Consider the following 24,482-nt stretch of genomic DNA (forward strand, 5'->3'; position numbering starts at 1 on the left):
CATTTAGATGTCTTTACGGAAGAAAACAATTTCAGGGTTGATCTGGAATTTTACGCAGCAGTTTAGTGTGCAGCTAATTGGCTTTTGCATTACAATTATTCTGGCCAGGATTTTACTTCCGGCAGAATTTGGCCTCATAGCAATGTTAGCTGTATTTATTGCAGTAGGTAACTCTCTTTTAGAAAGTGGCTTGGCGTCATCGTTAATAAGATCATCGGATCTTGGACAGGATGACTATTCAACGGTTTTCTTTTTTAATCTGGGTGGGAGCGTTGTTTTATATGGCATTATTTACCTCTTTGCGCCTTTGATATCATCATTTTATCATCAGGACGTACTTACGTTGATTCTTAGGGTTTATGCGCTGGATTTTATTATAAATGCTTTTTATGGTGTGCAGAATGCACGGTTAACAAAGGAGATGAATTTTAAAATTCAAATGAAAATTCAGATTCCAGCGGTATTGATAGGAGGGTTGTTAGGTGTTTTTTTAGCATGGCAAGGCTATGGCGTGTGGAGTTTGGTTTGGATGGGTTTGTTTCAGTCTTTTTTATCAACCGTAATGCACTGGATTTATTCTGGTTGGGTACCCAGTTTAGTGTTTAATAAAGAATGTTTTAAGAAGCACTTTTATTTTGGTTATAAAATGACCCTGACAGGGCTACTTGATATTCTTTACAAAAATATATATGTATTAATTATTGGTAAGTTTTATTCTGCCACGCAACTGGGATTTTACTCGCGGGCTGATTCGGTTAGTCAATTACCAATTGCAAACATATCGGCAGTAATAAATAAAGTAACCTATCCGATGTTCGCCTCGATATCTGATGATGATGTGAGACTAAAAGGGGTGTATAAAAGATTAATGCAACAGGTTATTTTCTGGAATGCCCCGATTTTGATTTTTCTGGCAGTAGTAGCTGAACCATTGTTCAGGTTTCTGCTAACCAGCAAATGGGTGCCGGCAGTTCCCTATTTTCAAATCCTATGTCTGGCGGGTGTTATGTACCCATTACATTCATATAATTTAAATATTTTAAAAGTAAAAGGCAGGAGTGATCTTATCCTGAAACTTGAGTTTATAAAAAAATCGATTTGTGTAGTTGGCATATTGTGCGTGTTCCCATTTGGAATTTATGGACTGCTGTATTTTCAGCTCTTGTTCAATTTTCTGGGTTATTATATTAACTCAATTTATAGCGGACAACTTATCAATTACCCGATTCGTGAACAGATTGGTGACATTGTTCCAATCATTGCTACATCTGTATTTGCAGGGATATTATGCTTTCTTGCTGATATGCTGTGTTTCAGCTCACTTCAGCTATTAGATATTACCAGAATTATAATAGATGGTCTGTTTTTCTCATTGATTTACCTGGCCAGCAGTTCAATTTTAAAGCTTGCACCAATTCATGATTTTAAACAATTAATCCTAAAGAGATGATACCTGTAACCAAACCTTTTCTACCAAAAGTTCACGAATTTGAAGAGTACATTCACAGTATTTGGGAACGCCAGTGGCTTACTAACAACGGCCCACTTGTAAACGAACTTGAACTTAAACTTAAGAGCTATCTGGAGCTTAAGCATTTGCTGTTTGTTTCGAATGGTACCATTGCTTTGCAAATTGCTATTAAAGCTCTGGGCTTGACTGGGGAAATTATTACTACACCTTTTTCTTTTGTGGCAACAACAAATAGCATTGTTTGGGAGGGCTGTAAACCGGTATTTGTGGATATTGATGAGGAGACTTTTAATATAGATCCTAAAAAGATTGAAGCTGCAATAACACCTCAGACTTCTGCAATTCTTGCTACTCATGTTTATGGCAATCCGTGTGATATTGATGCAATACAGGAAATAGCAGACAGGTATTCATTAAAGGTAATTTATGATGCGGCCCATTGTTTTGGTACTAAATACAAAAACAAATCTGTGTTTGCTTATGGTGATGTGAGTACAACAAGTTTCCATGCTACTAAAGTATTTCATACGATTGAGGGGGGAGCAGTTTTTACTCAAGACCCGGAATTACTAAAGAAAATGGCTTTGATGAGAAACTTTGGTCATGATGGACCGGATGAATTTTCGGAACTGGGTATAAATGGAAAAAATTGTGAGTTTCATGCTGCGATGGGTCTGTGCAATTTGAAAGAGGTTGATGAAATTTTGGATAAGAGAAGGTTATTGTCATTTTACTATTGGAAAGCACTAAGTGATCTGGAAGCAAAGTATCCCAAACTTAATGGGAACCTGGATTATAATTATGCTTACTTCCCCGTACTTTTTGATAGTGAAGATTTGATGTTGCGTTGCTTAAAGGCCCTGGAGAATGAGAAAATTTACTGCAGGAGATATTTTTACCCATCACTTTCTGAATTGCCTTTTGTTACGTCGACATATTTACCTGTGTGTGATTCTATTTCAAAACGGATTCTTTGCCTGCCCCTATATCATACATTAACATGTAGCGATCTGGATTTGATTACAAGGGTGATTTTAAGGGTACAAAATTACGACCGACCAGTTGTAAATGGAAAACTGAATCATACAATTCCTGTAAATAACCTGCAACCAGTATTTGCCGGCTTACAAAATGGCGCTGTTTAATTGCTTATTTAACCAAAAACGATATGTCTATACCTACATCTGAATTAATGGTATCAGTTTGCTGCATTACCTATAATCACGAAAAGTATATTGCTCAAGCTTTAGATGGTTTTCTGATGCAAAAAACCAATTTCAAATTTGAAATTTTAATTGGGGAGGATGGTTCAACCGATAATACCAAGAAAATTATTGAAGATTATTGTAACCGGTACCCTGGATTGGTTCAGTTGATTAGCCATAGCCCTAATAAAGGGGCAATAAGAAATCAAATTGATATTTTGGGGAGGGCTACTGGAAAATATATTGCAATGTGCGACGGAGATGATTTTTGGACAGATCCGACGAAACTTCAAAAGCAAGTAGATTTTTTAGAGAATAATGATGACTATGTGATTTGTTGTCATCATAGTAAGGTTATTGATGATTATGATAATCTAGTTTACGTGAAAGATGCTCCTGTTAGCCTGGAGTTTCAATACAATGATGTTTTACTTGGTAAAAGAGAAGAAACCAGAATTTGCTCGTTGATGATAAGAAACATTGCTGAAGCAACCGATGCGCTTGAAAAAAGCTGGTTTTTAGATGCTTATGGTGCTGATACACTTTTTAAGCTTTCTGCACTGGCAAATACCGGTAAAAAGATTTATGTATTGCCCGAGGTTATGGCTTGTTATAGATTACATACCGGTGGTATCTGGAGTATGATAGATCCTAAGGTAAGGAAATCGAGAATGGTGAGCGATTTTAATTTGACAATTAAGAATTTCAAATATTCCTCACTTCAAAAACGGCAATTATTCAAAATCTACCTTAAGCAATACTTTTTGTTTGATATCAGGTACTTGAAATTCAATAATGCATTTCAAACAATTACCACCCTATGGTAAGGAAACATAAACTATTTTTCGCCATAAATACTCTTAATGGAGGTGGGGCAGAGCGGGTAATTTCGAATCTTGGTAACTACTTTTATAACAAAGGTTTTAGGGTTACGATGGTTTGTTTAAATGAAGCTAAACCAGCGTATTATCTGGAACAAGGAATAGAGGTTATTTCTCTGGTAAGGAATGTACGAAGAGAACAGTTCTTATTTAGGTTATGGTATGGAGGAGTAACTCTTTTTAAGTTACTACGTCTGCTGAACAAAGAAAAACCGGACTGTGTTGTGTCATTTATGACTTCGGCCAATTTATGGATGGGTCTTACCTGTAATATTCTGAATATTCCGTATTTGGTTTCTGAGCGTATTACTCCGGACTATACTGTAAACCAGCTTAACCATTTTTTAAGGTGGTTATCAGCAAAGGTGTATAGCAGATCAAAAGCTATTGTTGTTCCTTCGAAAGGAATGATTGATGGGTTTAGAAAGAATAAGTCTTTTAGAGGAGTAAGCAATTTTGAGGTGATAAACAATCCCGTGAGCAAGTTTGGTTCTGCTTGTGTAAATAGTGTTTATCCCCGGAAGTTCATTCTTAGTGTAGGAAGGTTAGATCGTCAAAAAGGATTTGATCTGTTGATTAAAGCTTTTAAAACATTACAATTTCAGGATGTAGATTTATTGATTTCGGGTGAAGGAGCTGAACGAGAAAATCTGGAAAGTCAGATAGAAGACTTAAAACTAAAGGATAGAGTGAAATTGATTGGGCATCAAAAAAATCTTCAGGACTACTATACACAGGCAGAAATGTTTGTTCTTTCATCGAGAAATGAAGGCTATCCAAATGTACTGGTAGAGGCTATGAGTTTAGGATGTGCATGTGTGGCTACCGATTGCGAGTTCGGACCTGCAGATATTATAGAGAATGAAAAAAATGGTTTGCTGGTTAAGGCAAATAGTATAAAATACCTTTCTGAGGCAATTAACAGGACTATGAGCGACCCTGTTCTTAAAATTAAGATGTCTGAAAATGCTCAATTAATCAATCAAACTAATTCCCTTGAAAACACTTTCGCAAAATGGGAAAAGTTAATACTAAATCATATTTAAATCCACAGCGATTTATTCATCCCTTCATTAAGCTTACCAAATATTAAAATCTTAAAGATATGAATATACCTTTCTCCCCTCCGTTTATTGATCAGGCAGTGATTGATGAAGTTATTGATTCACTTCGTGCTAACTGGATCACCTCGGGACCAAAAGTTAAGGCCCTTGAATATGAGTTGTTGAATTTAACAGGATCTAAAGCTACCGTGTGTGTGAACTCCTGGACATCTGGGGCTATCATGATGTTAAAATGGTTTGGTATAAGTGACGGGGATGAAGTTATAGTGCCTGCGTACTCATACTGCGCTACCGCTTTGTGTGTTTTGCATTGCGGTGCTACACCTGTTATGGTTGATATTTTAGATGATTTTACTATTGATCCGGATATTGTAAGGAGTAAAATCACTTCTAAAACCAAAGCAATAATAGGTGTTGATATTGCCGGGCTGCCATGTAATTATAATGCATTAAGAGAAATTGTAAATGACCCTGAAATAAAAAAGCTATTTAAGCCAGTTACAGCAAAACAATCGGAATTGGGAAGAATACTATTAATGTCGGATGCTGCACACTCAATAGGCGCTACTTATGAGGGGTTACCTGCAGCTCAGAAATGTGATGTTACCGTTTTTTCTTTTCATGCTGTAAAAAACATTACAACTGCTGAAGGAGGGTGTATTTGTTTGAATTTACCTCCACCTTTTGATAATCAGGAAGAGTATAGTTTTCTAAAGCTCTTCTCGTTAAATGGACAGAATAAGGATGCATTTGCAAAATCCAAAGGAGCTAACTGGAGGTACGATATTCTTTTTAAAGGATTTAAAATGAACATGCCTGATATCTGTGCTGCAATTGGTTTGGCTCAGGTAAGACAATACAGCAATACTTTACTGCCTCTACGCAAAAATATATTTCTAAAATACTGTGCTGCATTTAAGTCTTATAATTGGTTTATTGAGCCAACCGGACAAGATGATACCAGAGAAGGTTCATACCATCTTTTCCCTTTACGCATTAAAGGAATTACAGAGGTTGAAAGAGATCAGATTATAGAATGCCTGGTTAACTGGGGCGTTATTGTTAATGTTCATTTTATACCAATGCCAATGCTTACGTATTTTAAAAGTATTGGTTATTCTATCGAAAATTATCCTAACAGCTATAAGCAATATTCATGCGAAATCTCGCTACCAATATATCCTCAACTGTCTGAGCCTGAAGTTGAATTTATTATAGAATCAGTTATAGGGGCTGTTCATCAGATTATTGAAGTCAACAAATTGGTTAAAGTGTTGTCATAAAGTTGTATAGCATGAATGCGAAAAGGGTGTTTGATGTAGTCTTCTCATTGGGGGGGATGTTGTTCTTGTCGCCGCTGTTTATTGTGGTTGTTATTCTTTTAAAGTTAGATTCAAGAGGAAGCATTTTTTACAAGCAGATCAGGGTAGGTTTAAATCAGAAAAACTTTGAACTAATTAAGTTTAGAACGATGTATACCGATTCTGATAGGGCAGGTTTGCTGACGATTGGAGATCATGATTCCCGAATAACCAGAGTAGGATGCTGGCTAAGGAAGTATAAAATTGATGAGCTTCCTCAGCTTATTAATATTTTGAAAGGAGAAATGAGCTTTGTGGGGCCCAGACCGGAAGTACTTAAATATGTTGCGTTATATGATGCATCTCAAATAAAGGTGCTCAGTGTGAAACCGGGCATTACGGATTGGGCTTCTATTCAGTACATAGATGAGAATCAGTTGCTGGCAACAGCGGAGGATCCAGAGAGTTTTTATATCAATACTATTATTCCTTCAAAAATTACTCAGAACCTGAAATACATAGATCATCATAACATTTGGGTTGACCTGAAGATCATTTCATATACTTTGAAAAGTATCATTAGAAGATGAAAACATTAAAAGTTCTAGACTGGCCATCCAAGAGATTTTATGGCGAAACGCATCATTTTTATCGCTGGAAAAAGAAGCTTCTTGAGCACGACTTGAAAGTTGAGTTTTATTACGACCATAGAGATAAAAGATTAAAGGGATCAGATTATTTGCTGTTGCACTCGCGGTATTTTGCAGATGGGTGGCAAAACATACATACCAGAACTTCAAAAAATGAGGATGAACTGATTATGTATTTATTGGAGATGAAAAACGCGACAGGTAAACTGATCTGGTTTGACGCAGCAGATTCATCGGGATCCAGTGATTTTCCAATTATCTCTTTTGTTGATGTTTTTATGAAGAAACAGCGACTTAAAAATCTTGATTATTATATGGATTCGAGTGCAGCAAATGACCTGCGGATCTGGTTAAATGAGGTTCCCGATGATCAGAAAACAAGATTTGTTCCCTGTCCTCAGGATCAACTTCATAAAATTAAACTTGGATGGAACATAGGGTTTAATGATTACAGATATTTTGGGTATAAAATGAGTCGGTTAAGTAATTATTTAAGCTACAAGGTTTATCCGACTCATTTATCAACATATGACAAAGTCAGGAGTTATGATTTAGCTTTTCGTGGAACTATCCATAAAGACGGAGGGAGCAGAAATATGATCTCTTACCAAAGGAATCATGTTTTAAATCTTTTTGGGCACTTGAATTTGCATATAGCTAGTGGTGGAAATGTGAGTAAGGCCAGGTACTGGAAAGAACTTAGAGACTCAAAACTTAGCATTAGCCCATTTGGATGGGGAGAAATTTGTTATCGTGATTTTGAGACATTTATTTCCGGATCAGTACTGATCAAACCTAGAATGGATCATCTTGAAACATACCCAAATCTGTTTATTGAAAACGACACCTACGTTCCTGTAAATTGGAATTTAGAAGAACTTGAAGAGCGCCTGGAATATATGGCAACTCATTATGATGAGTACAGGCACATTGCCAGAAATGGACAGGAGAAATATTTTAATGCAATTAATGATGCTGAGGGCTTTATCCAAGCTTTTAAACAAAACATAGAATAAATTATAATCATATGAAATTTATTGCAGTTGTATTTGTAGTCTTGTATTTATACAGCCTGTCGTACGGAATATTTATGACAGACTTTTTTAGGATACCTACCCCCCTTATTTTCTGTTTGCCACTTGTTTTTTTGTTTAGAGAAAAAGATGGGATTGGGTTTTTATATAAACAGGAGCTTATTCTTCTTGTTGGTGCTATGTTCCTGTATAATGTAATTGGGTTTTCGGAGTATATGGTTTTTATTGCCAATGCCATATGTGTTGGAATGTGCGCCATTTACTTTAATTACTTTGTTGGCCTGGATGCGAAACGTTTTGCAATTTCCATTTATGTTTTTATCGCTTTTCTGACCTTCTCGGCAATTGTAATGGTTTTTAATCCATTCTATTTTACAGAAATAAATAACCTGAGATCGATGCTGATGGGTGAGCCAGTAGTGCAGAGTCCATCAGGAATTGCGACATATCAGTTTAATTTTGGCTATCAGCTGGCGGCACTGGTTCCTTTTCTGGTAATTTACACCTTTGCGTTTAAAAAGGCTTTTTTAATTAAGATTCTAAGCCTTTTAGCCTGCCTGCTTTTTATTTATCTGGGTATGCAACGTTCCGTATTGGTAGGATTTGTATTTTCAGTTTTCTTGTTTTTAATACTTTATTATAACTATAAAGCAATTTTTATAGTTGTGTTTGCCGCCTGTGCTGCTTTTGTGTTTTACACTTATATTTTAAAAGACAATACAGATACTTATAATAATATTCTTACCAAGAATGAGCACAACATGGAAGAGTATAACCGATCGACCCTTGCTGCTGAAAACCTGAGGATCTATTCGGAATATCCTTACGGGCTTATATTTTATGGAAAGGATTGGTCGGATGTTACTTACCGTAATGAGGTGTTCTCATCAGGACTTACCTCGCATAATGCTTATTTAATGTTCCTTACTTACGTGGGGCCTTTCTTAGGGCTGGGAATATTGGGTGGATTGTACTATAAAGTTGGAAGGATTATTATTAATGCATTTCGAAATGTCAAGAAAACCGAATATGCGTTGATGATTTGTCTCTGTTGTTCATTTATTGCTGTTTCTATCAATTCTCTATCCCACAATTCGTGGCTTGTTAGTGCAAATGGGCCTACATTTTTCCTCTATTTCGCAATTCTGCACTTAAATTTTATGCTTAACAGAGAGGCTGAAGTGGAAGTACACACAGGATTAAACTAGTATTAAAATGATGATGAAAGTAAAGATAATGCACCTTATAGGTGATTTAAGCAAAGGCGGTGCCGAACGATTTGTAGTCGATTTGTGTAATGAACTTGCAAAAGATGACCGGTATGAAGTGTTTTTGGTTTCAATTTGTTCAAATAGTGTAGAGGAGACCTTTGTAAAAGACATTGATAAAAATGTAAGGTACGTTTCGTTCAATAAAGGCCGGGGTTTTAGTTTAAATACTTTTTGGGCTTTAACAAAATGGCTAAGAGCGGAAGAACCAAATGTGTTGCACTCTCATTTAAATGGATTTGAGTATCTGGGACTATACCTTCTTATCAATAAACGCACGCTTTTCTTTCATACCATTCATAATGTTGCTGTAGCAGAATGTCCCAATTTCTTAATAAAAACATTTAGAAGACTATGGTATAGGATCAATAAGGTAAAACCTGTTACGATCTCTTTTGATGGCAGAAAAACTTACCGGGATTATTATCAGCTCGATAATGACATCTTAATTGAGAATGGTAGACAGGATTTGGTTGCCACAAATGAGATTGCCTCACTAAGTGAGAAGTATAAAGAAGGAGAAGACTCATTTGTTTTGATACATGTTGGTCGGATTGCTTCGGAAAAAAATCAGGATTTATTAATTCGTGCGGTAAAGCAATTTAACCTTACTGAAGAGAAAAAATGTAAACTGATAATTATAGGAGAGGTTAAAGAAAAACGTTTATATCAGCATTTATTGGAAGTTGTTAATAATGATCCATATATAGAGTTTATTGGGGGCAGGCACAATGTTGTAGACTATTTGAGCATAGCCGATGCTTTTTGCCTTTCAAGCATTTTTGAAGGAATGCCAATTTCTTTAATAGAAGCCCTATCTGTAGGCTGCATTCCAATTTGTACCCCGGTTGGCGGCATAAGCCAGATGATTAAACATGGAAAAACAGGATTCTTAAGCAGGGATGTAAGTGTGGATAGCTATTGTGATGTACTAAAAGAAGCGTTGTATCATCCTGATAAAAAGATGATTAAGTTAAATGGAAGACTGTTCTTTAAATTAAATTATCACATACAGGCGTCAGCAAATGCGCATTTAAAAACCTATTCAAGTGTGATACTATCTGATAAAAGCAACATGATGAATGGATATCAAATGATTACTAAGATTTAACTTAAATAGAGATGATAAAATTTACTAGTGACGAGCTTAAAGTTGTAAAGAAAATTGAAGTGTTAAAGAATGAGGCAGGATCCCATTCGCCTAGTTTCTTTACTTTTAAACAGAAACTTCCGGAGGTAGACATTAAAGTAGACGCTTGCTTTTTATCTAATCCTTATGCAACAGATCTATTCATTGAATATTTCAACAGGGAGATTTTAAATACTGGAAATATCAGAGATTTATTGGAGAGTTATCCGTCGCAAAACGGAGTAATTGCAGAGATTCTGGCAGATTTTCTGAAAGTTGATTCTGGAAATATCTTTATTGGAAATGGTGCAATTGAGATCATTCAGGCTGTTATCCATAATTTCACTAAAAGGAAGATTCTTATTACAATACCTACTTTCTCATCATACTATGAGTATGTTAAGGAAGGTATAGAAGTGGTATATTATAATCTGGAAAAAGAGAATAATTATAACCTGAATGTAGAGGAATACATTGCCTTTGTTAAGTTAAACAGACCGGATACTATAGTGTTGATTAATCCGAATAATCCGAATGGAGGATATACAAAGGCCGCTGATGTATGCAGGATTATAGAAGAACTTTCATTTGTAGATAACATTATAATTGATGAAAGTTTTATACACTTCGCATATGAGAGTGAGTCTTATCAATTGGTCTCACTATCGCACCTTGTTAAAGAGCATCCTAATGTAATTGTCCTGAAAAGCATGTCGAAGGATTTTGGTATTGCTGGGGTAAGGGCAGGATACGGTGTAATGAGAAAAGAATATGTAGACCTTTTATTAAAGAACGGGTATTTGTGGAATTCTAATGGTTTTGCCGAGTACTTTTTCAGATTGTACACAAGAGCAGATTTTGCACTTAGATATGATAAAGTTAGGGTTAAATATATTGTTGAGACTCTTGAATTTATACGGGAGTTAAGGCAGCTTCCTACTATTAAGGTTTATCCTAGTATGGCCAATTTTGTATTGATTGAATTACAGGAAGGCTTAAAATCGACTGAATTTGTAGCTAAACTTCTTATTACTTACGGGATTTACGTAAGAACATGTGACGATAAAATTGGCCTGAAAGGGCAGTTTATAAGATTAGCTTCCCGGTCGAAAGAAGAGAATGATTATGTGATTCAAAGCATAAAAGCATGCATTGAGATGAATGAAGTTTTAAAACTTGTAAATGAAACGGTTGTTTAAAATAGTGTTTTTTGGCGTTTGCAATTGGTATTTTAAATACAGATTCAGAAAGTCAATTGAAAGTGTAGATCAAAAGGGTGAAGTATATCTTGTTGATATAGACAATACGCTTGCCGATACCTGGCCTTCATTACAACAGTATGTTTATAGAAATGAAAGCCACCGATATGAATCATTATCAATTTTTATTGGGATGCGGAAGTTCCTTTTGGATAAAACCAAGGGCAAGAAAAGAATAATCTTCATTTCTGCCAGAAGTTACCTTGATTATTTTTCAACGCGAAAATGGCTATCGGCAAATGGCTTAAATCCTGATTGTATAATTCTGGTAAGAAGAGCTGAGGATAAGCTGAATTATATAAATGAGCTGTTAAGTAAGGGGATATCTACAGTTTACATTGATGACCTGAGTTATGGACATGAGTTTGGTGAGATGAAATTGTATGAAAAAGTAATATCAAAATTGAAAAAACTTCCAATAAAATATTTAGGTGTTAAAGAAATAGAATTAATCAATTCAGCTTATGAAACCAGTAATAAAGGTGCTAAAAAGGGTATCACGTATTTTAAGAATTATAGTAGCAATTAAATGGCTAAAGCTATGGAGCCTATACGATTCAAATAGCGAAATCATAGTGTGGGTTCCCTTTAAGTCTATCAAATATTTTGGTTCTGATGCATTTATTTGGGATATGGCAACAATTGCTGGTTTAATTGAAGAAAATAAAAGAATAAAGATTGTGTCAAGTCTGGCCATTGGGAAGTACCATAACAAGAAGATATTTTTTTCGATAAGTAACAGATACAATATATACAAGTTTGATAATTACACGCATATCTTATCGCATATTACTATGCAGCTTGAACAGCAGGGTAATTCGGTGTTCCCGAAACATTGTGAAACAATGCTATGGGAAAATAAAACCTACATGCATCAGGTATTTTATGTGGAGGGTGTGAATGAGCCCAAAACAAGAATTTTTGAGTCGATTGACGATTTACTGAAAGCTAATATTCACTTTCCATTTTTGATTAAAGCAGAGCATTCTTCATCTTCAGAAGGGTTATATAAAATATCATCATATGAAGATCTTGCTGATCTTGTATCAAACAAAAAGTTTGTTGCTGAGAACAGGCATATTATAGCGCAGGAGTTAATCAATATGAGGAAGGACCTTAGGGTTATTCTGGTGAAAGGAGAGATCTTACTTCATTATTGGAGAATAAATTTAAATGAGGAGTGGAAGCCAACCTCTACAAGTTACGGAAGTAAGGTAGATTTCGATTACTTTCCGGAACAGTGGAGAACGCATATTATAGAAACCTTTAAATCGCTAAAAATAACGACGGGAGCCTTTGATGTAACATGGGAAAACGATGATTTAAGTACCAAGCCTATTTATTTGGAAGTAAGTCCGTTTTACCAGCCTAATCCAAAAATGGAATTGAAAAAGAAGGCTTATGCCTTTTATAAACAACATTTCAGTTTATTTAATTCATGGGATGTAAAGTACGTGAATGTTGTTTTTGATATTAAACATAAACAGGTAAAGGCATACCTGGAAGACGCTTTAGCGAATTAAGTTCTCTTATAATTTTCCTCTCAAATAAATTAGTTTATGAAAGTAAATAAGCGGGTGATTTTAATGACTCCGTCTATGAGCAAAGGCGGAGCCGAGACCCAATTGCTGAAAATTGCATCATTTCTGCAATCAAAACATCATAAGGTGTTGATCATTTCTTTAAAACCAATTGATGAATTTAATGGCGATATCAGAAAGTTGGGGTTGGAAGCACTTTTCTTAAGGGATTGGTTGCGTTATCCGATTTCAAATATTCAGTCACTTTATAAAACTGTTAAGAGATTTAGACCAGATGTAATTATTGCTTTTATGTTTGTTGCAATAATATTTGCGCGTTTACTAAAACTTAAACTGAATTTTAAGTTAATCTCTACCATCAGAATATCAGTAATGCCAAAAAAGTGGTACATGCCATTTAAACTTACTGATGGATTAGATGATGTGATAGTTTATAACTCTTTTGCCTCGATGACGAATTTTGAAAAGCAAAAGTTGGTTAGCAAAAGGGGGATTGTGATTCCTAATGGAATTGCTATACCTGAACATACTAAAACGGGTAATGACCTAGTAAATGATAGTTTTAAATGGATATGTATAGGCCATTTTAGATGGAATAAAGACTATCTGACTTTATTTAAAGCAATAGCCTTATTGAAACACAGAAATTTTACAGTTGATATTGTTGGCGACTTAAATGGAGAGTTGTGGCCGAAGAAAACTATTGAAGAATTAAATATTCAGGACTATGTAAATATTATGGGTTTTAGGAAAGAAACACATACTTATTTAGGTCAGTCGGATGCCTTTGTACTTTCTTCATTTTCGGAGGGTATGCCCAATGCGATTCTTGAAGCTATGGCATATGCAAGACCCACGGTTGTTACAGATATAGATGGAAATCATGAGCTGATTGAGAAAGCTCAGTGTGGACTGTTGTGCGAGAAACAGAATGAGCAAGATATGGCTAATAATATGTTAAAGATAATGGATATGTCTGTTGCTGATAGGGAGGCTCTTGGGACTAAAGGACGGCAACACATTAAGGACGGATTTAGTGAGGAGAAGGTGATGGGGGAATGGATGCAGTTAATTGACAGGTTAGCTATTTAGAATTGACATAATATGTGTGGAATATTTGGAACAATAAACTATGAATACCCCATAGAGAAAAGTATGATCTTTAATGGGTTATTGCATAGGGGGCCTGATGAACAGGGGCATTATTCGTTGTATAATGTAAATCTTTACCATACCAGGTTGGCAATCCAGGATCTAAGTGTAAGTGGGCAACAACCTATGCAGTACAAGGGCTTGGTAATTGTTTTTAACGGGGAGATTTATAACCATATGGAACTTAGAGAAAAGTATGGTCTTAAAGCTTCTTCAAACTCTGATACACTGACCATACTTATGATGTTTGAGTTGATGGGAATGGATATGCTTGAAGAGTTTGATGGAATGTTTGCATTTGCATTGTATGATTCTCTAAATTTTAGAATGTATCTGGCACGGGATAGGGCAGGTAAAAAGCCACTATACGTTTATAATAAAGCAAAAACATTTGTTTTTTCATCAGAACTAAATGTATTGTATAAAAAATGCAGGCCTGAAATAGATTATTCTTCACTTGCAGACTATTTGTATGTAGGGCATCATTATAGAAAGGCTACCCCATATCTTTTGGTAAATGAACTTGAAAATGGACATTATTTAAGGATTGATACACTTACTGGTCTTTGCGATGATGTTTGCTGGTTTAAGATCGAAGATTTTTATAAAACAGAAAGATATCCTGATTATGATGACTCAGTAGCCCAGCTTGATGGTATACTTAAAACTGCTGTTAAAAGCAGAATTGATAGCTCGGATTTAGATGTTGGATCTTTTTTAAGCGGAGGAATTGACAGTGGACTTGTAACTGCAATGGCAGCTGAGCAAAGCTCAAAGCTTAAAACATTTACTGTAAAAGTTCCAGGGTCTTTTGATGAATCGGCCCTGGCAGAGAAGGTTGCCAGGAAATATGGGACAGATCATACTGTTGTGGAAATAGATTTTTCTGATTTAACAAATGATATAGAAAAGATTATTTCAAATCATGGGGAGCCCAATTCTGACAATTCAGCAATCCCGAGTTATTATGTAGCAAGAGCGGCAAAGAAGCATATTACAGTAGTTTTAAATGGAGATGGCGCGGATGAATTATTTGGAGGGTATAGAAGGTATGTTCCTTTTAAGCATGTAGATTTTTTTAATCCAAATCAGCTTACAAGGATTACTTCGAAAATTTTAACCAATATATTACCTGTTGCAAACCAAAAGCAAAGTAATTACAACTATCTATACAGGCTATTGAAATTTGGAGGTTATTCGGACCTGATTAAAATCTATTGTTCAGCCTCGTCTGATCTTTTTGTTGGCTTTGAAGATGCCTTTATTGAAAGGCCAAAAATGAAAATTATTTCAAATGATCTTGCAAGAATTAATGATTACTCAATATCTCCATTAAAGAAATTATTGCTGATGGATTTTGATTCGATGCTATTCAGTAGGTTACTCACTAAAATGGATATTGCCACAATGGCTCATTCACTGGAAGGAAGAAGCCCATTTTTGGCGAAGGAGGTTCTTGAATTTGCGCCAGGTTTGCCAGATAATTTTAAAATAAAGAAGCTTCAGACCAAAGATATTTTAAGAACACTAGGGAAGAAGTACTTGCCTTCTGAACTTATTGAGCAACCTAAGAGGGGTTTTGAAATACCGCTGAAAAAATGGGTGGATAATGAACTTAAGGAAATTATAAATACATATTTGATGGCTCCGGATAATTTGTATTCCAAAATTATCAAAAAAGACTTCATAATGGACCTTATGGCCAGAAAGATTAAGATTTCTGACGAAAGAAGGGCCAAAATACTCTTTTGTGTATTCAGTCTGGAGGTATGGCATAAAAGCCTTTAACTCTCTAAATCTATAAATCTAAATTTAAAGCAATCGTTATGAAAGTATTGGTTACCGGTACAGCCGGTTTTATTGGGTATCATTTAACAAAATATTTGTTGGAAAGAGGCGATGAAGTGATAGGAATTGATAATATCAATGATTATTATGATGTAAATTTAAAATATGGGAGGCTTGCAGAAACAGGAATTAATGGTTTATTATTAGAGTACGGGAAGGCTTTGAAGAGTACTAAGTATCCAAATTATCAGTTTGTTAAATTGGATCTTACGGATCACGGCAAGATGAAAAAGTTATTTAAAGGTTGCCATTTTGATGCAGTTTGCAACTTAGCGGCGCAAGCTGGGGTAAGATATAGTTTAACTAACCCAAGAGCTTATATTGATTCAAATATTACTGGATTTCTTAACATTTTAGAATGCTGTAGGACACACAATATTAAACATTTGGTATATGCAAGTTCTTCAAGTGTGTATGGGTTAAATAAGAGAATGCCATTTTCGGCAAGTCATCAGGCAAATCATCCGGTATCAATATACGCCGCTACAAAAAAGAGCAATGAACTAATGGCTCACACTTATAGTCACTTATTCAAGCTTCCAACAACAGGGCTTCGTTTTTTTACAGTTTATGGACCTTGGGGTAGACCAGACATGGCTCCATTCCTTTTTACAAAAGCAATTTTGGAACATAAGCAAATTGATATCTTTAATAATGGGAAAATGAAGCGGGATTTTACTTACATAGATGATATTGTGGATGGGATAGTTCGGGTAATAGATCATCCGGCAAAGAAAAGTGTTTTATGGGATGCTGCGGTTCCAGATCCATCAAGTTCAAATGTACCCTACAGAGTTTTTAATATAGGAAGAGGGGAATCAGTAGATTTGTTAGAATTTATATCTGAAATTGAGAAAAATATAGGTGAAATAGCTAGTAAAAATTATATGCCAATGCAAAATGGTGATGTTGCTGAAACATGGGCAGATATATCGGTAATGAAGAAAATGTTAGCCTATAGTCCGAAAGTTTCTGTGTCAGAAGGAGTAAGAAATTTTGTTGATTGGTATAAAGAATTTTACATGGTAACAAAAAACAGACAGAGTCATTTGGAAACTGCTGTGTACCATTAAAAATTCTCTCTTAAAACTATACGAAAAAATATTGATAATTTTTAGTTTTTGAAGGAGTATATTGTAAATCTGATGTTGCGTTAGTGTTTTGTGACAGAAAAATTACATTAATACGTGTGTTTAAACATGCTTTTTTTAGTTAAAGAGTAGTATAATATAAATAATATATCACTATTTTAAATTAATTTAAAATTTATAATCTGAAAATATTTTAACTTATTAATGCCTGAGATAATAATTAGTAATATCTGATTAAGTAAAAGGATATTCCGATTTCTGATTGATAATTCTTTCGTTTTAATAATTAAATCTCTGAGATTTCCTAAAGTTATGAAGGAGATAAAAAGCTGTTTTCTTTAGAGAAAATCATCGATTTTCCATAATTTTTGAAGTGTATATTGACGCGTGTTTTCACGTTACCATTGTATACTTTTAAAAATTCAAATGGAAAGAAAAAACAAAACATCAAATCGACTGTCCATGAGCCTTCTATTGCTGTTAGTTGTATTAACTTTTAGTAAATGTAAAAAAGGCTCGGATGCGGCAAACCCAGAAAATCCACTAACGCAGACCGAAACAAATTTGGCTGCTACAAGCACCACAAGTGGAGTTAAATCATTAGAAACTTTTACAATTGCAAGCGATGGTGGTTTCGCTTACAAAATTTACGATGTTCCTGGAACAGGAGACTCAGGAAGTCAGCCCACAATTTCAACACTTAAGGTCTTTGAAAATGGTAAAGAACTTGGTCCTGCTCATTCAAATCATGCTGAAATCAGAAGCCTTGGTAAAGGACGTTACAGTCATTGGTTAAACAGCTTATATATCTCTGCTTCAGATAATAGCGATCCAAGGACTAATGGCCGCAAGTACACTTATTCATTAGATGGGAGTACCAGTTCAGTAGTGACCCCTCCGGTAACTAATCCAATTGTGCCACCAGTAACAGCTCCGGTAGAAAGTGGTGCGATTATTGGCTATGCAATGGTGGATGGGAAAACAACAGGTGGTACAGGTGGACAAACTATTGTTGTAACAAGTTACGCTGCTTTAAAATCAGCTGTTTCATCAAATACAGCTGCAATTATCAAAGTATCTGGGAAAATTACAGGAACAGGCTTTGTAAGCGTAGGATCCAATAAAACCATACTAGGTGAAAAAGGATCAAGTTTGGAGGGTGTTGGTTTATTAATGTATGGAACCAGCAATGTAATTATCCGTAACATGACGATCAGAAATGTTGTGACCTATTCTAACATTGTTATAAAAGAAGGTGCTCATCACGTATGGGTTGATCATTGCGATTTATCATCTGATAGAAACCACGGATGGGATTATTATGATGGCTTGTTAGATGTTGGTAACAGAGCTGATTATGTTACTTTATCGTACAATAGGTTACATGATAATCATATTCCAATGCTAATTGGTTTTGGAGATAATAATACTAATGATATAGGTAAACTTCGTGTTACTGTATATAAGAATTATTTCTACAATGTTTCTGAAAGACAACCTTGCACAAGATTTGGATATATGCATGTATTTAACAACTACATGCAAAATGGTAGCGGATATGGGATTGGTGTAACAATGGGAGCAACTGTTAGAACAGATAATAACTACTTTGAAAATCAACAATATCCAATTTATACTGAGTTTAATGCAAAACCAGGTTTTGTAAGTGGTGCAAGTACCAATATCTATAAAGGAAGTGGTGCAAACAAAATTTCAACGGCAGCATCTACATGGGTACCAACCTATGAATACAAATCAGAGCTTATTCCTGCAGCAAATGTTCCTGCAGTTGTAATGGCAAATGCCGGAGCAACTTTGACTCTATAAACAATAAAATAATTTTCAGTTTATTTAACATCTCATTTTGATGTTATCCTATTTAAGGGCCGGTTAAACAACTTAGTTGTTTAACCGGCCCTTAAATATTTACCTATAAATTTAAATCAACATGATAAAGGAAAGAAAGATAATCTTGATCTCATGCGATTCTCCACGTTCATTGCTGGATTTCCGAGGTAAATTGATAGAGGCACTAATTGTAAAACATGAAGTGATAATTTTTACACCCAAAATTGAACATGAGGGGATTAAAGATAAGCTGGATGAAATGGGTGTAAGGGTATATGAGAATGAATTGAATCCGAGTAATGTATCGGTAGTTTCTGACATCAAGTATCTTTTTGAGTTACGTAAACTGATTAAAGCCACTAAACCTGATGTTTTCTTTCCATATACTTTTAAGCCCGTTATTTATGGTTCTTTTGTAGCGAGGTTTTGCAGGGTAAATCACATAACCCCAATGCTAACCGGATTAGGGTATAATTTTTTAAATGTTGGTTCAAGGAAAACACTGGTTCAGAAAATAACAAGGATCCTATTGAAATTAAGCCTTAAGGCAAGTAAAAGGTTACAGATTATTTTCCAGAATAAAGATGATTATAATACGCTAATTAGGGCAAATATTATTACAGATAAAAATATAGCTCATGTGGTTAATGGTTCAGGAGTAGATTTGTCTCATTATGAATATTCTCCGCCGGATCTGGATAATATTAGTTTTTTAATGATTTCACGACTGATTAACGCGAAAGGAATTAAGGAGTACTACTATGCAGCAAAACAGATCAAACAAAAGTTTCCGGAAGTAGTTTTCAAATTAATTGGACCGTATGAGGATAATATTGATGCGATTAGTCCGGATTTGTACTCAAAAATTAAAACCGATGGAACTATCCAATACTTTGGATTAGTTGATGATGTAAGACCATATATAAACCAATCTTCCGTAATTGTATTACCGTCTTACTATGGCGAAGGAGTACCAAGGTGTCTTTTAGAGGGTATGGCAATGGGAAGAGCAGTGATTACCTGCAACTCGGTCGGATGTAGGGAAACAATTAATCCGCTCTTAAGAAAGGCAAATGGCTTTTTAGTGCCAATAAAAGATATTAAGCAATTGGCAGCTAAGATGGAGTACTATATAAGGCACACAGATGATATTGCAAGATTTGGCTTAAACGGCAGAAAATATGCAAGTGAAAAGTTTGATGTAAATAAAGTGAACCAGACTATGGTTAACATTCTGGAAGGAGCTTAATCCTATCTACCTATAGGAAATCATAAAAACAGCGCACCTTAAAAGATAAAAATACATGTCTTATCAATGCTTAATTGTCCGCACTAAGGCGGAATGGGATGCTTATGTAAAGCGTTCCTATAATTATGAAGTATACCATACTTGGTATTATCACTCTTTAAATATGGAAGGGGAACCTGTCCTGTTTATTTATGAAGAAGAAAGCCTGTTTATCGCTTTCCCATTGATAAAAAGAAATATCGAAGAATCATCTCAGTATGATATGACTTCTGTTTATGGGTATGCAGGGCCAATATCTAACATAGATTTTGTGGATATTCCACCAAGCACTATTGAATGCTTTAAGCAGGAGTTTAGTAATTTTCTGAAAGTTGAGCAATGTGTTTGTGCCTTTACCAGGTTATATCCCTTTTTAAATCAACAATGTTTATTGGAAAATATTGGGGGGGTATTTCCTAATGGGAGTACGATTTACATGGATTTGTCCTTGAGTATTGAAGATCAAAGGTCACGTTATGACAAAAGGTTAAAAAGACAGATCAAAAAACTTCGGGAATCCGGATACACTATTAAGAAGGCTGTTAGCTCCCATGAGATAGCTGAATTTACAGAAATGTATCACAAAAATATGGATAGGCTGGGAGCTAACAAGAGCTATTATTTTGACGAGAAGTACTTTGCCGGGTTGTTGAATGAGAATGAATTTAAAAATGAACTTGTACTTATTTACGATGGGAATGAAATGATTTGCGGTGCATTGATATTGATTTCAGAGAATGTAGTGAGAAATCATTTGTCGGCCACATCTGAGAAGTATCTGAAAGAATCTCCAAGTAAATTGTTAACGGATGAAATTAGCTTAATTGGCAGGAAACTGGGGAAAAAGATATTTCATTTGGGAGGTGGAGTAGGAGGAAAAGAAGATTCACTTTTTAAGTTCAAAAGTCACTTTTCTGATTTAAGAATTAACGATAGAATCTGGTGTTATGTTAATGACCAGGAATCTTATAATGAGCTAATACATAAAAAAGGGTTAGAGCTAAACGAACAGTCTACTTTCTTTCCTGCATACCGCCAAACTAAAAAATAACCGCTAAAATTTACGCACATGAACAATAAATTTGATTATTCGGAAGCTAATACCAAAATATTTGATAAGGTAATCAGTGAATATGGTTGGATCACTTATGAAAATGCCTTGAGTGATGAATTGGTTAATGAGATTAATGATTCATTATTGCCAGCTTATGAGGTGAGACACAAAATTCAGGAAGCCAACGGTATTGCGAAAAATATGGATGGAACCTTGCATCATCTTGTTGAAAAGCAGTTGTTTACATTGAAGTTTTTAGAGCAAAAACATGCGCATGAACAAATTATACATTTTTTAAAAGGAAACTATATCCTTAACTCATTAGGAGCTGTGATTAATGTGAAAAATGCACAGCCTTATGTTCAGAATATTCATAGAGACATCAGAACGTTTACTGGGTCGTTTAAATTAATGATTCAAATGATGGTTATTCTTGATGACTTTACGGTAGACAATGGTGCTACCTATTTATTAACAGGATCACATCAGTATGATAAAAAGCCGGATGACCAATACTTTTTTGACAATGCAGATAGGGCTTTAGCTAGAAAAGGCAGTATCATTTTATTTGATGCTAATTTATGGCATGCTGCAGGTAAAAATTATACTGATAAACCTAGAAGAGCATTGACCCTTGCCTATACCAAACCTTTTATGAAGCAGCAAATGGATTATCCTAGGTTGTTAGGTTATGATTTCGGCCAGGAGCTTAATGATCACCTTAAGCAAGTTATTGGATACAATGCAAGGATTCCTGCAAATCTAAATGAGTATTATCAACCTGTTGAGAAAAGAATGTATCAAAGAAACCAGGAGTAACCATACTCTGCTCAATTTGTTCGGAATATTTTAAACCCTAACGTTAATTAATTTTAAAAAATGCAAAATCAATATTCAAATAAAATGAAATCCATTGGAGGTTATTTGGAGCTGCAACTTTCTGGTGGAGAGGAGTTCTATTCATCCTTAATAAAATTAAATACTGCTAGAAATGCGTTTGAATATATTTTAAAAGTAAAACGGTACAAATTGGTTCATATGCCTTACTACACGTGTAATGTAATGCTGGAGCCACTTAAAAAATTGGGTGTTCAGTTTCAGTATTACACTATTGACGAACATATGGATCCAGTGCTTGATTTCGAGGTAGGTCCGCAAGAGTGTCTGCTTTATACCAACTATTTCGGATTAAAGCAGGACACTGTGATAAGATTAAGCAAACAGTTTGAGAACCTAATAATAGACAATTCTCAGGCATTTTTTTCAGAACCACTGGAAAATGTAGATACGATTTACTCTTGCCGGAAGTTTTTTGGAGTATCTGATGGGGCATACCTTCAGTCGACTAGTGATGTGAGGCTAAAATTAGAAAGAGATGTATCTGTAGAAAGGTTCTCTCATCTGATAAAAAGTATAGATTTAGGGATAGAAAATGGTTACGAAGATTTTGTAGTAAACGACTCTTTTCTTTCCAATAACCCAATTCGTAGGATGTCTTTGTTAACTCAAAGAATTTTATCGGGTATAGATTATAAAGCTTGTAAGTACAGAAGGAACTCGAATTTTATGTACCTGCACGATTATCTTGAAAATTACAACGACTACTCATTTGATGCCTCTTCTGTAAACGGCCCAATGGTATATCCATTGCTCACTTCATCTACAGAGATAAGAAACAAACTAATTGAAAAAAGAATATATGTTCCTACCTATTGGCCTAATGTGCTGGAATGGACCACCAAGAGAATGTATGAGCATTACCTGACAACACACCTTATTGCTATCCCTATAGACCATCGTTATACACATTCAGAAATGAAACGCATACTTAATGTATTAAAGACAATATTATGACGGAGAACATTTTTTTAAGACCGCTTGTGGTGGAAGACGCTAATGTGTCATATAAATGGCGCAATAATCCTGATGTATGGAAGTATACTCTCTTTAATCCTAAGGAGCCAGTTACATTGAATGTGGAAATAGCATGGCTAAAGAACACATTAAATAAACCAGATGAAAAGAGATTTGCTATCTGTTTAACTAAAAACGGTCGGTACATAGGGAATGTCCAGTTGATAAAAATTTTAGATCAATCGGCTGAGTTTCACATTTTTATTGGAGATTCTGAATACTGGGGTAAAGGGATAGGAGAAAAAGCAACAAAGCATGTGCTTGACTATGCATTCCTTACCTTAAAATTAAATAAGGTAAGTCTTGATGTTCATACAGAAAATACGTCGGCAATTAAAATATACAATAAGAATGGTTTCTCCTGCATTTCACATCATGATAGTTTTATGAAAATGGAAGTAATTGCCGATGATTACATGGCTAAGTATAAATTATTCGGAATGAGGCATATCATTAAACTTGATGAGGAAGAAGAATGGAAGAGCTTGGTGAAAAGAGCTTTGAAATATGATTTTTACCATTCGTGGACCTATCATCTGCTGGACAATAACAATGGAGTACCCATGTTATTTGTCTATGAAATGGGCGAGGATTTTATAGCTATGCCGGTAGTGAAAAGACATATTCAAGACTCTGAATATTTTGATATGAGCTCAGTTTACGGGTATAGCGGACCCATTTCAAATAAAGATTTTGACGAATTACCAGCAGATTTTGTTTGTCGTTTTAGAACCAGCTTTCTGGATTTTTTAAAAGATGAAAAGATAATTACTGTATTTACCAGATTGAATCCTTTTCTGGATCAGAGATCATTAATGGAGGGCTTTGGTGGTGTTGTGGATAACGGCAAGGTGGTGGTTTTAGATCTTACAAAGTCAATTGAAGAGCAGAGAAGTGGTTATCAGGAAAGATTAAGCAGAAAGATCAGGCAATTGAGAAATAAAGGTTTTTATGTTAAAGAGGTTAATACGTCTAAGGATATTAGAATTTTTTATGACCTCTATACTGCAAACATGATGCGTCTAGATGCCTTAGATACTTATTATTTTGATGAGGAATATTTTAAAATCCTGCTTAATTCAGACGAATATGATGCCAGGCTGCTGTTTGTTTATGATCGAAATAATTATCCCGTATGCGGTGGAATTGTAGTGATAACAAATGACATCATGCAAGCACACCTACTAGGAACAAGAGAAGAATATCTCAAAGATTCACCTGCCAAATTGCTAAATGAAGAGGTTAGTCTACTTGGCCGGAAACTGGGTGTAAAACAGTACAACTTAGGGGGTGGACTGGGTTTTAAGGAAGATTCCTTATTTAGATGGAAAGTCAACTTCTCAAATCATACTTTAGACTACCAAAGTTGGCGTTTTGTTGCCAATCCGGAAATTTATACCTCAATGCTATCTCAACAGGACATCGATATTAGTTCTGAAATTGATTTCTTCCCTCTCTATAGGCTTCAAGTTAATAAAGCTTAA

At 35.1% G+C, this 24,482-nt stretch carries 21 protein-coding genes; all 21 read left to right on the forward strand.

Features of this window, described 5'->3' with window-relative positions:
- Positions 1-7 precede the first annotated feature (7 nt).
- The 21 genes from CPT03_RS06245 (at position 8) to CPT03_RS06345 (ending at position 24,482) form a co-directional block, all read left to right on the forward strand.
- Positions 8-1,450 carry a lipopolysaccharide biosynthesis protein gene (locus CPT03_RS06245; protein WP_099438031.1) on the forward strand — a complete coding sequence of 481 codons (1,443 nt, stop codon included), beginning with the start codon at positions 8-10 and terminating at the stop codon, positions 1,448-1,450.
- Positions 1,447-2,616 carry a DegT/DnrJ/EryC1/StrS family aminotransferase gene (locus CPT03_RS06250; RefSeq protein ID WP_099438032.1) on the forward strand — a complete coding sequence of 390 codons (1,170 nt, stop codon included), beginning with the start codon at positions 1,447-1,449 and terminating at the stop codon, positions 2,614-2,616. The genes CPT03_RS06245 and CPT03_RS06250 overlap by 4 nt, the downstream gene beginning before the upstream one ends.
- Before the next feature lie 23 nt (positions 2,617-2,639).
- The gene (locus tag CPT03_RS06255; protein ID WP_099438033.1) at positions 2,640-3,503 is read left to right on the forward strand and encodes a glycosyltransferase family 2 protein; all 864 of its coding nucleotides are present in this window, start codon (positions 2,640-2,642) and stop codon (positions 3,501-3,503) included.
- Complete coding sequence (locus CPT03_RS06260; RefSeq protein ID WP_099438034.1) at positions 3,497-4,603, forward strand: glycosyltransferase family 4 protein; 1,107 nt, start codon at positions 3,497-3,499, stop codon at positions 4,601-4,603. The genes CPT03_RS06255 and CPT03_RS06260 overlap by 7 nt, the downstream gene beginning before the upstream one ends.
- Before the next feature lie 59 nt (positions 4,604-4,662).
- Positions 4,663-5,904: a DegT/DnrJ/EryC1/StrS family aminotransferase gene (locus CPT03_RS06265; protein ID WP_099438035.1), complete on the forward strand. Its 1,242-nt coding sequence runs from the start codon at positions 4,663-4,665 to the stop codon at positions 5,902-5,904.
- An 11-nt stretch (positions 5,905-5,915) separates the two neighbouring features.
- A complete protein-coding gene (locus tag CPT03_RS06270; RefSeq protein ID WP_099438036.1) occupies positions 5,916-6,512 on the forward strand; it encodes a sugar transferase in 597 nt (198 codons plus the stop codon).
- The gene (locus CPT03_RS06275) at positions 6,509-7,588 is read left to right on the forward strand and encodes a glycosyltransferase (RefSeq protein WP_099438037.1); all 1,080 of its coding nucleotides are present in this window, start codon (positions 6,509-6,511) and stop codon (positions 7,586-7,588) included. Before CPT03_RS06270 ends, CPT03_RS06275 begins: the two co-directional genes overlap by 4 nt.
- 11 nt (positions 7,589-7,599) lie before the next feature.
- Positions 7,600-8,814: an O-antigen ligase family protein gene (locus CPT03_RS06280; protein WP_099438038.1), complete on the forward strand. Its 1,215-nt coding sequence runs from the start codon at positions 7,600-7,602 to the stop codon at positions 8,812-8,814.
- A 7-nt stretch (positions 8,815-8,821) separates the two neighbouring features.
- The gene (locus tag CPT03_RS06285) at positions 8,822-9,985 is read left to right on the forward strand and encodes a glycosyltransferase (RefSeq protein WP_099438039.1); all 1,164 of its coding nucleotides are present in this window, start codon (positions 8,822-8,824) and stop codon (positions 9,983-9,985) included.
- Positions 9,986-9,996: 11 nt separating this feature from the next.
- Positions 9,997-11,202 carry a pyridoxal phosphate-dependent aminotransferase gene (locus CPT03_RS06290; protein ID WP_099438040.1) on the forward strand — a complete coding sequence of 402 codons (1,206 nt, stop codon included), beginning with the start codon at positions 9,997-9,999 and terminating at the stop codon, positions 11,200-11,202.
- Positions 11,186-11,791 (forward strand): hypothetical protein, encoded by a 606-nt coding sequence (locus CPT03_RS06295; RefSeq protein WP_099438041.1) that lies wholly within the window; start codon positions 11,186-11,188, stop codon positions 11,789-11,791. The genes CPT03_RS06290 and CPT03_RS06295 overlap by 17 nt, the downstream gene beginning before the upstream one ends.
- A complete protein-coding gene (locus CPT03_RS06300) occupies positions 11,727-12,785 on the forward strand; it encodes a RimK family alpha-L-glutamate ligase (protein ID WP_099438042.1) in 1,059 nt (352 codons plus the stop codon). Before CPT03_RS06295 ends, CPT03_RS06300 begins: the two co-directional genes overlap by 65 nt.
- Positions 12,786-12,821: 36 nt before the next feature.
- Positions 12,822-13,895 carry a glycosyltransferase family 4 protein gene (locus CPT03_RS06305; RefSeq protein ID WP_099438043.1) on the forward strand — a complete coding sequence of 358 codons (1,074 nt, stop codon included), beginning with the start codon at positions 12,822-12,824 and terminating at the stop codon, positions 13,893-13,895.
- 12 nt (positions 13,896-13,907) lie between these two features.
- A complete protein-coding gene (gene asnB / locus CPT03_RS06310) occupies positions 13,908-15,743 on the forward strand; it encodes an asparagine synthase (glutamine-hydrolyzing) (protein WP_099438044.1) in 1,836 nt (611 codons plus the stop codon).
- Positions 15,744-15,781: 38 nt separating this feature from the next.
- The gene (locus CPT03_RS06315; protein WP_099438045.1) at positions 15,782-16,876 is read left to right on the forward strand and encodes an NAD-dependent epimerase; all 1,095 of its coding nucleotides are present in this window, start codon (positions 15,782-15,784) and stop codon (positions 16,874-16,876) included.
- A 444-nt stretch (positions 16,877-17,320) separates the two neighbouring features.
- Positions 17,321-18,721 carry a polysaccharide lyase family 1 protein gene (locus CPT03_RS06320; protein WP_245869990.1) on the forward strand — a complete coding sequence of 467 codons (1,401 nt, stop codon included), beginning with the start codon at positions 17,321-17,323 and terminating at the stop codon, positions 18,719-18,721.
- Positions 18,722-18,842: 121 nt separating this feature from the next.
- On the forward strand, positions 18,843-19,991 hold the full coding sequence (locus CPT03_RS06325; RefSeq protein WP_099438046.1) for a glycosyltransferase family 4 protein: 1,149 nt from the start codon (positions 18,843-18,845) through the stop codon (positions 19,989-19,991).
- Between the two features lie 55 nt (positions 19,992-20,046).
- Positions 20,047-21,081 (forward strand): GNAT family N-acetyltransferase, encoded by a 1,035-nt coding sequence (locus CPT03_RS06330; RefSeq protein ID WP_099438047.1) that lies wholly within the window; start codon positions 20,047-20,049, stop codon positions 21,079-21,081.
- 18 nt (positions 21,082-21,099) lie between these two features.
- Positions 21,100-21,903, forward strand: a complete 804-nt coding sequence (locus CPT03_RS06335; RefSeq protein ID WP_099438048.1) for a phytanoyl-CoA dioxygenase family protein — start codon at positions 21,100-21,102, stop codon at positions 21,901-21,903.
- A 60-nt stretch (positions 21,904-21,963) separates the two neighbouring features.
- The gene (locus tag CPT03_RS06340) at positions 21,964-22,938 is read left to right on the forward strand and encodes a hypothetical protein (RefSeq protein WP_099438049.1); all 975 of its coding nucleotides are present in this window, start codon (positions 21,964-21,966) and stop codon (positions 22,936-22,938) included.
- Positions 22,935-24,482, forward strand: a complete 1,548-nt coding sequence (locus CPT03_RS06345) for a GNAT family N-acetyltransferase (protein ID WP_099438050.1) — start codon at positions 22,935-22,937, stop codon at positions 24,480-24,482. The genes CPT03_RS06340 and CPT03_RS06345 overlap by 4 nt, the downstream gene beginning before the upstream one ends.

It is taken from the genome of Pedobacter ginsengisoli (assembly GCF_002736205.1).
GTDB classification, from domain to species: Bacteria; Bacteroidota; Bacteroidia; order Sphingobacteriales; family Sphingobacteriaceae; genus Pedobacter; species Pedobacter ginsengisoli_A.